The sequence below is a fragment of the Paraburkholderia xenovorans genome (assembly GCF_046030735.1).
Classification (GTDB): Bacteria; Pseudomonadota; Gammaproteobacteria; order Burkholderiales; family Burkholderiaceae; genus Paraburkholderia; species Paraburkholderia xenovorans_A.
The window spans coordinates 1-12,851 of sequence record NZ_JAQQBV010000057.1 but is presented as its reverse complement, the minus strand read 5'-3'; the positions used below and the strand labels follow the sequence as shown (position 1 = coordinate 12,851).

The window sequence follows — 12,851 nt, the reverse complement described above, 5'->3', positions numbered from 1 at the left end:
TTGCTTGGGTAGGTACGCAAAGTGTAGCGTTTCCAGAGTCAGAGTTTATTTTTCGCTAACTTGCATTAGCCTTTCCGACGAACGACAGCAGAGTGCTATTTACTGTGCCCACCGTATCAGGGCATCTACCGGATCCGAGTTCCCGCGGCGCCTTGCAGGTGCCCCGGCAATGGCGTGCAATTTATCTGAGAGTCCTCGTTCGATTCGCCCCAAGAGGTTCAGAATGTCGGTGGACAACCTATCCGAAAACCCGGGTCCATGCTGCACGAAGGCGAAGCGAGCGATCTTCGAAAAGATACGAGGCAACCAACGCCAGAAGAGCTGGAATAGCGCCCGTCACGATGTGCTCGATATAAGGGAGGCGGTAATGACTTGCGTGCGAATAGGCGTCACCTGCCGTAGCCAGGAAGCGGACGACAAACGCATTGCCGTATCGATTCGTATAGAGTTTCGCTACAGGCGTAAAGGTCAAAAGTACGGTCAGCAGTTCAGTAAGCTGACCCGTATGGAATGCAATCGTCCAGTGGGCGAGGCTCATGACACCTCCCCCAGCTCCCCGGCATGCAAGTCATGCACGCGCTGGTCGGTTGTCAAAAACGCTGGATAAACAGCATGACGCGGCGCTTCCGCTCAGTTAACACGATGTATTTCCATCAATGCCGTTGTCGCGGCTGACGCCACCGTTCAGAACCCGGCACTCTTCCACGTCCTGCTCGATCATCTGGAGGCAATCGACACGGAGGTGCGGATAAAAACTTGGACTACGTGGGGGTAGTTCATGTACGCGTACGAAGACCGTATCCACGCCGTCAGTGCTGTACATCAAACTGGGCCGACGAGTGGCTGCGACCATTCGACAACTGGGCTATCCGGCCAAGATTGCTCTGAAGAGCTAGCACCGGTAGTTCGAATTGCGCCTCGATTTGTCTGCTGGCTACGCGTTTGGGCAGTGCTTACATCCCGTGGTACAAAGCAACGCTGATCAAGGTCTCGCTTGACTTTCTCAGCCCTCTCGAATAGCGGGAGAGTCTGGGAATTGCGGCATAAACCGGTCCAATATTTTAGTCGCCTCCCTTATGTCGGCATGCACGAAGACTCAATCAGAACTTATGACGAATCCCTGTGCGTATCGCCGTTTGGACGTCCGTACTCGATGGGGCACCGAGCGCTGCCTGAGTCTGTGCGCCAAAACCATGATCGTGCGCGAGTGCGCCGACCACATATACATCAGTACGCTTCGATAGGAAATAGTCCGCACTGAGCACCACCTGATTCGCGCTGCCCAGCCCATTGTTTCGCCGCTGGAACTGATACCCGCCCCCGAGTGAAACACTCGGCTCGACGAGATACGCAATACCGCCTTCATAGGTGGACGCACGCGCCTTTGTGCCGCTCGATAACTGCACGTCGGTCACCAGTGCAAAAATCCGTACCTTACCGAGGTTGTACGCAGTACCTCCAGCGAACTCACTTGAGTTGGCCGTTCCGGTAGCGTTGTGGATAGACATGTAGGCGAGTGACGTGCTGAATGTGCCATTGTCGTAGTTCAGGATAAAGTTGCTCGAACTGTTGGTCCCAATAGAACCAGCTACATTCCCGAAGCCGTACATCGCACCCAATGAGAACCCCGCCATCGAAGCAGATCGATACTTTACGGAATTGTTGACGTCGTCACCCCATATCCGGTTGTCAAGTGAGTAGGCCCCGGCTGCATAAGCTGGCAGGCTGAATGCCAGCAGTCCGGCCGGTGTGTTTGATGCGATCGCGTATGCCGGGAAGACACTGCCAATGAAATCGTATTGACGACCAATTGTTAGCGTGCCCCAGTTTCCGTCCAGACCGACAAACGCCTGACGTCCAAACAGAAGACCTCCTTGGCCGAGCGCTCCGGTGCCAATGTTGAAGCCGTTTTCCAATGTGAAAATAGCTTTCAGTCCGCCACCCAGATCCTCAACGCCCGTCATCCCCCAACGATTCCCCTGACTCGACCCGGACAACAACTGGATTTCTGAACCGTGGCCGATAGGCGTAGCTACGTTGTTTGTGTAGGTAACGCCCGCGTCGATGAGCCCGTAGAGCGTAACGCTTGATTGAGCGAATACTGAACCACTACAGCACAGGGCCGCAACGAAAATTTTCTCTTTCATTAAGGTATCCAAACTATTTGATATGTTAATCAGGATGCAAGAATCGCCGTTGAGCACGCCGCGATATCGAGCAAATTTGAGTGTTCGACTACTCATTGAGTACGCTCGGCATCTTTGCGTGCTTTTTTCTCCCCGATGCTGATGATGCAGAGTTGATGCCTATATGTAGGAGCGCTGCAATGCACTCCGTCCGCATCTCTCGGTTGACGTCTGGACATCCCGTAGCGGCCAGTACAGCCTTATTACGACGGCGCGGACTAGTCAATAATCACCGAGCAAGTCTTTGCCGCGGCGCGCTTGCGACTTGCACAACGCGTTGGCCAACTTTTTCTACGTCGGCAAGAAGGGGCCATGCTCACAGCATTCAAACAGGAATATTGCCGAGCCAATCGCAAGGATCCATGGCCGACGCTGAGCGTTTGCATCACGAAACCGTGAGTTCCATGAGACCACCCTCGGCTTATCGCGAACTGGATGCGACCGAGCATAGGTCAAAATTTAAAACATAATTTGCGTATACGCAAATTATGGTAAACACTTCTATGCGCCAGAATTTCGGCATGTTGCTGATAAGCAAATTTATTGGAAGTAGAAGCGTTGTAGACGCAGGTATGTGGCTGGGCCTACATGTGGAGTTGGGTTGATGCGATTTCTATTTCATTTCAGACCACGCCCCGGACGTGACCTTGTCGAGCAAATGCCATGTGATTGCTCTCGTCGGTGACCACGCCGACCACCTTCGCAAGCTGCTTGCTCGCAGTCACGTACGCGTGCCCTATTCGGCTGTCAAAGTAGAGCGTGTCTCCTTTGCGAAGTCGAACCTTTTCCATCGCTTCGAAATAGACGTCGACCTCCCCGCTCAGGACATATATAAACTCATGACCAGCATGTCGCGCGTAGTCTTGCGGACCATTGAACTGGCGCGCATGAATTGTTCCTAGCAAGGGTTCGAATGGCTTGTCCGCGACTCCGGAGGCGAGAAACTCATAAGTGAAAGATAGGCCCCGATAGGCCACGCCTCCTCCTGACCTTGTAACGATCGGTCCGCTCATCGACGCGACTTCTCGTGGGTCTCGCGAGAACAGCGTGCTGAGATCGATTTCCAGGGCGCGCCCGAGTGCCGCGAGATTCTCATATCCCAGCGCAAGCTGGCCGCGCTCGGCTCGCGAGATCGTGGTTATGGACACTCCGCATTTCTCGGCCAGTTGCATCAATGTCCACCCGAGCCGCTTCCGGGCCGTACGCAATCGTTGCCCCAGCTCCGTCGGCGCGAGCGGCGCAGCCGTTTCTGTCTTTTCTGGCACTGCCTTCATGAAACCTCCAGCCCTGCGGCCAGGTTGCGTCACAGATGATGCCCGGCGACCGGGACTTACCATCAAAAATACGCCAATTGCGTCGACTGAATTTTGCGTAAACGCAAAATATGGTAGGATTGCATCACGACATCTGCCGTCGCGAATTTGCGCTTCTGAGTATACGTTTTCACGGGAACTAATTGACATGAGAATTGTGGTCGTCGGCGCGGGTATCGCGGGAACCGTGACTGGGCTTGCCCTCCTACGTGAAGGGCACGAAGTTCATATTCTTGAAGGCGCCGACGCGGCTGCCTGCGGCGCAAGTCATGCCAACGCGGGCCTGGTCTCGCCGGGCCACTGCTTCAGTTGGGCCGAGCCCGGCGTCATGAAGATGGTGGTCAAATCCGCGCTGGGTATCGGTGACGGCATCGGGATCTACCAGCCTTGGAGTCCAGCACTGATCAAATGGGGTTTGATGTTTAATCGGCAAAGCAAGCGGGAGCGATGGCTCGCGAACTCGCGTGCGGCGCTTGCATTGTCAGCGTACTCTCGTGATCAGCTGTTTGGCCAAAGCACGATTCCGCGTGATTCATATGACGGTAAGCACACGGGGATCCTCTATCTTTACGGGTCGGACGAATCGCTCGGCGCAGATGATGCCGAGCTTCTTAGCCAGGCGGGCGAGGCTTTTCAAAGTCTTAATGCCGATGAAGTTCTGGAATGCGAACCGATGTTTCAGTCCTCTACAATCCGGTTCGACAGGGCAATATATAGTCCGAACGACGGTACGGGGGATGCTGCCCGTTATGCGGCGGCGGCGCTCAAGGAGGCAGTCAAACTCGGAGCCCAGGTACACCTTTCGGAGCCAGCCGTTTGCCTTGAACAGTCTGGATCTCGGATCACTGCGGTCGTTTCGAACAAGCGTAGATACGATACTGACGCCGTTGTCATCGCGTCTGGTTTGTGGTCTCGCGGCTTGCTGTCTCGTATTGGTTACAACTTGCCGATCCACGGTGTTACAGGTTATTCCGTCACCTATAAAGGGCCGTTTAGCGGGGTTCCCAAGGCAGGAGCCGTCTCCATTCCGCACAAGATTGCGTGGACCGCCTTCGGCGAGGATCGCATACGGTTCACGGGCTTTGCTGACATTGGAATTCCTCATCGCAAACGCATCGAACAGCAATTCGATGCACTCACGAGGTTTGCGTCGAGTGTCCTACCAGATGTCAAAAGATTCGAACCCAGCAAGTGGGTCGGCCAACGACCCATGACGCCGGACAACCTTCCATTCCTCGGACGGGGAAAACACGAAAATCTTTGGCTGAACTGTGGTCACGGCGCGATGGGTTGGACGATGGCGTGCGGCTCTGCGCGAATTATCGCTGACCTCATCGGGGGCAGGATCCCGCAAATCGACGTTACTCCGTATCGCCTGGACAGATTCTCCTAGTGGCTCAGCGAATGCACGTCACCACTGACTGGTGACGTGCCATGCTTACCCCAGGAATATTGACATGGCAACTTCGCTGCTCTTTTGTGCTGGATCGTCGAAGCGCGTCCACACAGCGGTCCTATTGAAGAACAGACTCGCACATTCGTGGAAAGCATCTCGGCCAGTCTGCCGAAGTTCGGGTTGACGAAAGAGCAGAGTGTCAGGCGACGGTGCGGTTGCGCGATCTGCGATTTCGCAATCTTTAAACAACAGTTGTCCTAGCTATTTGAGGAAGAGCGCCGTCACTTGGCGCCAGCGGAGCCATGAAGAAAATGACATTGAATAAGAAGCTCGGATCGGTGATTGCCGTGCTATGGCTCGGACTGGTCGCGATCGGATTTATTGGGGCGTGGCAAAGCCGCTCAGCCACCATGGACGATCGCCGCGAACAATTGAAAGCGCTGGTTGCCGAAGGTATCACCGCCACGGCTCATCTCCAGAGTCTCGCCGCAAACAAGACGATCTCCGAAGACGAAGCGAAAAAGCGCGCACTTGAAGTGCTTGCTTCGATGCGCTACGGCAAGGATGGCTACATCACCGTAATCGACTCGCAGCCCACGATGATTATGCATCCGATCAGTCCGGCCCTGAACGGGCAAAACGTAGCGAACGTTAGCGACGCGGCGGGCACCAAGCTCTTTGTCAAAATTGTTAGCGGAGCCGGGTCGGCGGCTGATGGCTGTTTCGTCAACTATTTGTGGTCAAGGCCCGGCAGCGATACCATCGTGCCGAAGATGAGCTTCGCGATGCACTTCGTACCGTGGGACTGGTTCGTTGTTACTGGTATGTACACGGACGACATCGACGCCGCGTTCTACGCAAGCGCACTGCGCTGGTTTGCCATCACCACGGTGCTCGGCGTGCTCGCTTCGCTTGTCATGCTGCTGGTGTTGCGCAGCATCAAGCGTGAACTCGGCGGCGATCCTTCCATTGCCGTGGACGCAGCGCAACGCATTGCGCGCGGCGACCTCACCACGCACGTGCCACTTGCCACCGGCGACTCGCATAGCTTGATGTTCGCGTTGAGCGAGATGCAGAGCGGTCTCGTGGAAACCGTCACGCGCGTACGCATCGGAGCCGAGAACATCAACGTGGGGGCATCGGAGATTGCAGCGGGGAATACCGACCTGTCGCAACGCACCGAGCAACAAGCCGCCGCGCTGGTGCAGACTGCGTCAAGCATGGAAGAGATGACGGCCAACGTGAAGCAGAACGCCGACAGCGCGACGCAAGCTGCCAGGCTCGCCGGCGAAGCCGCCGATGTGGCTCAGCGCGGCAGCGGCGTGGTCGAGCAGGTCATTCACACCATGACGCGCATTACAGAAAGCTCGGAGCAGATTGGCGACATCATAGGCGTGATCGACGGCATTGCGTTCCAGACCAACATCCTCGCGCTGAACGCGGCCGTGGAAGCAGCGCGTGCCGGCGAACAAGGGCGCGGGTTTGCCGTGGTGGCAGCGGAAGTGCGCAGCCTCGCACAGCGATCTGCCACGGCGGCGAAGGAGATCAAGGCGCTGATCGGGACATCGACCGAGACGGTGAAAGAAGGCGCGTCGCTGGTGTCGAACGCCGGCGCGACGATGAGCGAAATCGTGAGGTCGGTGCGCCGCGTGAACAAGATCCTTGATGAAATCAGCCACGCTTCGAATGAGCAAAGCGCGGGTATTGAACAGGTGAACCGCGCCGTGGGTGAAATGGATCAGGTGACACAGCAGAACTCAGCGCTGGTGGAAGAAGCGGCAGCGGCGGCACATTCGCTGAAGGATCAGGTCGATGTATTGCGCGAAGCGATTGGGAGCTTTTCGCTGCCGCCTGCTAAATAGCCTATCTGTAGACAGCAGCACTTGACTCGACAGGCAGAGTCAGCCTAATCCGGATTTGTCCGAGACCAACGGACGTCAACGTACTTCACGCTGTTCCATATACATTTCCGATGACGCGACAAAGCACGTCATCAAAGATGCCGCTGTCTCCGTAGACGCGCGCTCGCTGTTGACAAGGATAGCCATGCTCAGATGCGGCATGGATTCCTGAACGGGGACTTCCACAATCCCGGTCGAATGCCGGCATTCGTTTAGCGTCGGCTCAGGAAGGATTGTCATGCAATCAAGCGAGCGAAGCAGGCTCTGGGCGATCGCCAGCGAGCCGCATTCGACGACGGTCGTGGGCGGTGCGATGGTTGCAGGCCAAAACCACGGCACAGACGACCCCGAACCCCATCCAGGATATTGTGGCGTTACCCAAGTACATTCACGCAATTCAGCCAGCGACCGTGCATCTTTCAGCGGATGACCCGCGCTCGCGACAACACATTGGCAAATATCGAATAACGGTTGCAATTGAATGTGCTGTGGCAATTGGTCGTCGCCCATGGGCAGAACGGCAAAGTCGAGACTGCCATCCGATAACCCGTCGATGGTGTTCTTGACGGACGCCTCAAGCACCGTCACCCGCGAGCGCGGCAAAATCGCCTGAAAGCGAGTGAGTACTGCGGGCAACAGGGTTATCGCCGCCGACGCGCTCACGGCAATGCGTACCACTCCACCGCCGCCTTCGCGACGAGCGCGCATGGCCTCGTCGGCATGAAACATCTGATTTCGGAGGATTTGCGCGTGTTTGATCAGCGCCTCTCCATGCAAGGTCAGCACCACCCCGTTGACATTGCGCTGAACCAGCGGCAATCCAACTTCCAGCTCAAGCATTCGAATGGCCTTGGTCACGGCGGGCTGCGTTATACCGAGCGCTCGTGCCGCGCCGCGAATGCTCCCGTGTTCCGCCATCGCCAGAAACATCGTCAGTTGGTGAAATCTCATACTCGCTCCTACGTCATGCGCCGTTCGCATGGGATAACTTTTTGCCTCGTTTCAGCATGAAGAGTTGTCTTTCCCGAAAATTTTGATCTCATCAAAATTCAACTGGCACATTGAAACTTCATCTTCAACACAAAAATTTTCCAGGAGACTATCTTGCCCAAAATCACCGCCGCTGCGAAGCGGCCTGCTGCACTCAGACATGGTACGCCAACGCTTGTTGTCGCGACAACCGTCGGCAACGCGCTTGAGTTCTTCGACTTCACGGCTTACAGCTTCTTCGCCATTGTCATCGGGAAACTCTTCTTCCCTTCCCTCTCGCCGTATCTCCAGTTGCTGACGTCCGTTGCGACATACGGCATCGGGTACGTGGCACGCCCACTGGGTGGGTTCTTTTTCGGTGCGTACGCAGACAAACACGGTCGCAAGTCAGCGCTGACGGCCACCATTTTGCTGATGGCGACGGGCTGCGCGTTGATCGGTCTAGCCCCGACGTATGCTCAGGCCGGACTACTGGCACCGGCGATTATCGTATTCGCCCGCATTTTGCAGGGATTTTCTGCGGGCGGGGAAGTGGGAACCTCCACCACGGTGCTGGTCGAGCACGCGCAGGCACGGCATCGCGGGTTCTTCGGCAGTTTGCAGTTCGCCAGTCAAGGCCTCGGCGTCGTCTTCGGCGCCGCGTTATCGCTAACTCTGACGGCGTGCTTGTCGCAAGCGGAAATTGAACAGTGGGGATGGCGCGTTCCGTTTCTGATCGGCGTAGCGATCGCACCGCTCGCGCTGGTGTTCCGGGCGCGCCTTCATGAGGTGCCGCGCGCAGCCGTTGCGCCAACGGGCAATGCAATCAATGAACCCTCGCGCCACAATCCGATAGCGGAAATTTTCAGCCACCACTGGCGTACACTTTGCGCCGCGACGCTGCTCATTATCGGCAGCACCGTCTGCTCGAATATCATCACCTTCTACGTGCCGACCTATGCGATCAGCGAACTGCACATTGCACCGAGCTACGCCATTGCTGCGGCGCTGACGTCGGGAATCACGATTGTGCTTGCCTCGCCGCTGGCTGGTTTTCTGTCCGACAGATTCAGTCGAAAGACGGTTGTCATATGGGCACGCATCTCGCTCATCCTGGTTCTTCTTCCGCTCTTTCATTGGATGTCCGTCTCGCCATCGGCCGCCCGCCTCCTTATCTCGGTTGGCGTGCTTAGTATTCTCATGGCCATGAGTACTGCACCAAGCATTACTGTCGTCCCCGAGATGTTTCCGAAAGCGGTCCGGGCCACTGGAATGTCCATTGTCTACAGCGTAGGCGTTTCGATATTCGGAGGGTTCTCGTTGACCGCTGCGGTCTGGCTTACCCACACCTTCAACAGCCACCTTGCCGCTGCCTATTACACGGTGGCGTGCACCGCGGTGTCCACGATTGCGCTGCTCTTCATTGCCGATCGGACCGGCAAAGCCCTTGAAGACTGAACGTTGCCATGCACAAGAACGGAGAATGTATGCCTGACTCGTACGAGTTTGATTTGTTGATTCTTGGTGGCACTGTCATCGACGGCACCAAAATTCCCCGATATGACGCTGACGTGGGAATATTGGGCGACACCATTGCCGTCATCGGCGACCTTAGCAAGGCTCGAGCACCCAAGGTCATCGATGCTCGAGGAAAGATTGTCGCGCCGGGCTTCATCGATGCGCATACGCACGACGACCAGGCGATACTCGTCGAGCCGCAGATGACCGCCAAAGTTTCGCAAGGCGTGACCACCGTCGTGACCGGCAATTGCGGCGTGAGTGCGGCGCCGCTTCCCCTAGGTGCTCCTTTGCCGATGCCCCTGAGCCTACTCGATCGCGACGAATTGCGCTTTGCTGCGTTCGGTGCGTTCCTCGATAGTATTCGGCGCAGCCCCCCAGCAGTCAATGTTGTCCCACTCGTGGGTCATTCAAGTCTACGCGCGTGCACGATGACCGATATGAATCGCCCCGCGACCGAGACCGAAATCGATGACATGCGTTCACTTCTGTCCGACGCGCTGGACGCCGGCGCGTTTGGGCTGTCGACGGGGCTGTTCTATCCGACTGCGAAGCGGGCGTTGACCTCGGAAGTCATCGAGGTAGGCCGAGCCTTGAGTTCGCGAAATGCCCTGTATGTCACCCATATGCGTGACGAATCCGACGATGTCATGACATCTTTGGCCGAGACGTTTCAGATCGGTCGCGAGCTTGACGTGAAGGTCATCATTTCGCACCATAAGGTCGGCAACCGGCGTAACCATGGACGTTCGGCTCAGACACTCGCATTTATCCAGAAAACGATGAAGCAGCAGGCCGTATGTCTCGATTGCTACCCCTACGACGCCGGCTCGACGATGATCAGCACGGACCCCAACCTGCTGGACGGGCGTGTCCTCGTTGTGGCGAGTGACCCGCATCCCGAATGTGCGGGGCGAGATCTCGGCGACATTGCCCTGGAATGGGGGGTGTCGAAAGAGGAAGCGGCACAGCGTTTGCAGCCCGGCTCGGCGATTTACTTCCTTTTGTCGGAAACCGATGTGCAGCGCATTCTTGAATTCCCGCCGACGATGATTGGGTCTGACGGTTTGCCCGGAACCAGCAAGCCTCACCCGCGTTTGTGGGGAACGTTCCCCAGAGTACTTGGGCGATACTGCCGGGAGCTAGGGCTGTTCCCGCTCGAGACCGCGATATGGAAGATGACCGGACTGACCGCGCGTAACTTCGGCATCGAGAATCGCGGAACGATCTCGGTCGGAATGGCGGCGGATCTCGTCGTCTTCGATGCGGGACAGGTGATTGACCGGGCGGACTATGATCATCCCACCCGGACGGCGGTCGGCATCGAGTACGTCGTGGCTAACGGGCAACTTACCTGGAAGCACGGTGTCCATACCGAAATATGTCCCGGCAGGCTTCTGCATCCGATTCGGCAAGATTGTGCAATCGGATCTGGGCAACGACCGTCGATGACCTGATGAATCCGAGCACCCGTGTGGTGGGTTACCTGTTGCTGCCGGCTCATGTTTTCCGCGCGCGCATGAAACGGCTCCATTGACCGGCGTCATTGCGCCGGGCTCAATAATGAAATGATGCTCGGGCCAGTACCAAGCTCCTTACACGTCGTTGGCGAGCGATATGGTTTCGCTGAACTGCCGGACCACATTAGGCACGCATGATGCTGAACACGGATGAAATTTTTTCCGGTAAACGATCACAATAATTCGCTCCGGGGGCATCCATGAATTGTGTGATTCACACACATCGCTTCAACTAAAATGAAGCGATGGGCCGCGAGATTGCGACTCGATTATGTTGGGTGCTGATGTATCACGAGACCGACACTCCGCAAATGGTTACAACGCTACGGGGATGCTGGAGAAGAAGGTCTTTGCTCTCAAAGTCGCAGCCCTCTCAACAGTCCAACCGGAAGGTCTCCGAAGCTGATCGGGCGACGATTTTCCGGCTGCGCGCCGAGCGTAAGGGCGCTCGCGGGATTCAGACATAGCTACTTCTGCACGCGGCCTCATGCTTCGGTCTCTTAAAGCAGACCGTAATTCCCGCTCGTTCGTTTTATTCGTGCAAAGCCGAGTTCCCCCAAATGCATACCGGCGACCAAAAGTCCCTCCGAACTAACCATGTCCAGAAGCCGTGATCGTCTAGTGGCTTCCAGGGAGGGGTCTTGATCGAATGCAATCGATACGTCCGGGCGTTCAATCTGGATGTGAGGAAAATGAACAATATCCCCCCAGACAAGCAGGCCCTGATCATGGGATTCGACAAGATACCCGGAGTGTCCATCTGTGTATCCTGGTAGCGGCAAGGCTTTGATACCAGGAAGCACTTCTCCCTCGTCGAAAGTACGGAGCTTGTCGCGGTAGCCATCGAACACATGACGCGCTATCAGGAAATTACCGCGGGCACGCTCGCTGGCGCGACTTAGATTTCCGTCATCCTGCCAAAATCCAACCTCTCGATGATGGGCAACAAGCTCCGCATTCGGAAAGGTGATTTGTCCGACCGCGTCCACCAGCCCTCCGACATGGTCGGGATGGGCGTGCGTGAGCAGGATTGTGTCGATCTCGGATAGTTCGACGCCAGCAAGCGATAAATTGGTTCTCAGGCGACCGCCCCATTGCTTTATGCCTCCAGCCCCACCGTCAATGAGAATTGTGCGGCCCGCTCCGCGTACCACGTAGCAGTTGATATGCACTGCGGAAGGCTCCTGCAGGCCTGCATCGTTTTGCATTCTGGAGGCCTCGGACTGGTCGATATTCGAGAGGAAGTCCAGGCTCGCGGTAAGGTAGCCGTCGCTGATTGCGGTGATCGTGAAATCCCCGGCTCGCTGACTTGGAAAGGTAATGGTGGACACAATTCTTCTCCAGAAGACTTCCTAATTTCGGGCGTGAATATTCGATGCGGCCTAACCAAAACAACGGACGCGCGCTGTGCGCCCCGTGCAGCGCTCGATGGCGTTGTCCAAGGCTTCCATAAACTGGTTCATTACCGGGGGCGTGCGAAACGTCTCAAGGCGATATTGGACTTCCGCGAAGACGGGATGTCCGTGCCCATGCCGAACTTCTACATAGATAACATGAACGTTTTCGAGCGCCGCTCCAAGCACATTCGTACAGAATTTGATGCAATCGCAGGAAAGCTCGGCAAGCCTCTCATCAGACGGCATATGCCCCGTAGGAATATAGATAGTGACATTGGGCATCGCGGGCCTATTTCTCCTGTCCGGTCGAAACGATGCGGGAGCTCATCAGTTGATCCGTCATCGGCGAGTAAAGGTGGACGCCTTCAGACATGCTCCTGACAAGATGAGCGTTTCCGCGAGGCATTTTTGCGAGCCAACGGTGTTCTGGAAATATCTCCAGCGCGACTGCTCGCATGGCCAACGGCGTGAGGCCCATCCGGATCAAAGGTTCGGGACCGCTTGCACATAGCACGAGGAGTTCGTCAGCATTGACCGCTGGCGTAAGGCCGATATCGCTGTAGAGGTTTCAGTGCCACTCGGTGATGTGTTGCTGCCACCTTGCAAAATTGCCACCGCCTTTCTGGCGATATTCCTCTCCAGTCAGGACAT

The 12,851-nt window shown here is 56.4% G+C and carries 9 protein-coding genes and 2 pseudogenes; 5 read left to right on the top strand and 6 right to left on the bottom strand.

Annotated features, from left to right (window positions below):
* Positions 1–238 precede the first annotated feature (238 nt).
* The 3 genes and pseudogenes from PQQ51_RS32365 to PQQ51_RS32355 all read right to left on the bottom strand — a co-directional run bounded on the left by PQQ51_RS32365 (position 239) and on the right by PQQ51_RS32355 (position 3,460).
* Positions 239–641 (bottom strand): annotated as a pseudogene (locus PQQ51_RS32365) (hypothetical protein).
* 459 nt (positions 642–1,100) lie between these two features.
* Complete coding sequence (locus PQQ51_RS32360; RefSeq protein ID WP_408501271.1) at positions 1,101–2,243, bottom strand: porin; 1,143 nt, start codon at positions 2,241–2,243, stop codon at positions 1,101–1,103.
* A 566-nt stretch (positions 2,244–2,809) separates the two neighbouring features.
* Positions 2,810–3,460: a helix-turn-helix domain-containing protein gene (locus tag PQQ51_RS32355; RefSeq protein ID WP_408501270.1), complete on the bottom strand. Its 651-nt coding sequence runs from the start codon at positions 3,458–3,460 to the stop codon at positions 2,810–2,812.
* 187 nt (positions 3,461–3,647) lie between these two features.
* On the opposite strand from PQQ51_RS32355, the gene PQQ51_RS32350 reads away from it, so the two are divergent.
* Together PQQ51_RS32350 and PQQ51_RS32345 are read left to right on the top strand one after the other, a co-directional pair.
* On the top strand, positions 3,648–4,892 hold the full coding sequence (locus tag PQQ51_RS32350) for an FAD-dependent oxidoreductase (RefSeq protein WP_408501269.1): 1,245 nt from the start codon (positions 3,648–3,650) through the stop codon (positions 4,890–4,892).
* Positions 4,893–5,206: 314 nt separating this feature from the next.
* Positions 5,207–6,757 (top strand): methyl-accepting chemotaxis protein, encoded by a 1,551-nt coding sequence (locus tag PQQ51_RS32345; RefSeq protein ID WP_408501268.1) that lies wholly within the window; start codon positions 5,207–5,209, stop codon positions 6,755–6,757.
* A 75-nt stretch (positions 6,758–6,832) separates the two neighbouring features.
* Here the strand turns inward: PQQ51_RS32345 and PQQ51_RS32340 are convergent, their stop codons facing one another.
* Complete coding sequence (locus PQQ51_RS32340) at positions 6,833–7,747, bottom strand: LysR substrate-binding domain-containing protein (RefSeq protein WP_408501267.1); 915 nt, start codon at positions 7,745–7,747, stop codon at positions 6,833–6,835.
* Between the two features lie 153 nt (positions 7,748–7,900).
* Here PQQ51_RS32340 and PQQ51_RS32335 point away from each other — a divergent pair, with 153 nt between their 5' ends.
* The 3 genes and pseudogenes from PQQ51_RS32335 to PQQ51_RS32325 form a co-directional block, all read left to right on the top strand.
* Entirely contained in the window at positions 7,901–9,223 is a 1,323-nt protein-coding gene (locus tag PQQ51_RS32335) for an MFS transporter (protein WP_408501266.1), read from the top strand.
* A 29-nt stretch (positions 9,224–9,252) separates the two neighbouring features.
* Positions 9,253–10,740 (top strand): N-acyl-D-amino-acid deacylase family protein, encoded by a 1,488-nt coding sequence (locus tag PQQ51_RS32330; RefSeq protein WP_408501265.1) that lies wholly within the window; start codon positions 9,253–9,255, stop codon positions 10,738–10,740.
* Positions 10,741–11,091: 351 nt separating this feature from the next.
* A pseudogene (locus PQQ51_RS32325) lies at positions 11,092–11,264 on the top strand (IS481 family transposase); the annotation flags it as partial.
* 39 nt (positions 11,265–11,303) lie between these two features.
* Here PQQ51_RS32325 and PQQ51_RS32320 read toward each other — a convergent pair.
* Together PQQ51_RS32320 and PQQ51_RS32315 are read right to left on the bottom strand one after the other, a co-directional pair.
* Positions 11,304–12,134 carry an MBL fold metallo-hydrolase gene (locus tag PQQ51_RS32320; protein WP_408501264.1) on the bottom strand — a complete coding sequence of 277 codons (831 nt, stop codon included), beginning with the start codon at positions 12,132–12,134 and terminating at the stop codon, positions 11,304–11,306.
* Between the two features lie 51 nt (positions 12,135–12,185).
* On the bottom strand, positions 12,186–12,482 hold the full coding sequence (locus PQQ51_RS32315; RefSeq protein WP_408501263.1) for a hypothetical protein: 297 nt from the start codon (positions 12,480–12,482) through the stop codon (positions 12,186–12,188).
* Positions 12,483–12,851 lie beyond the last annotated feature (369 nt).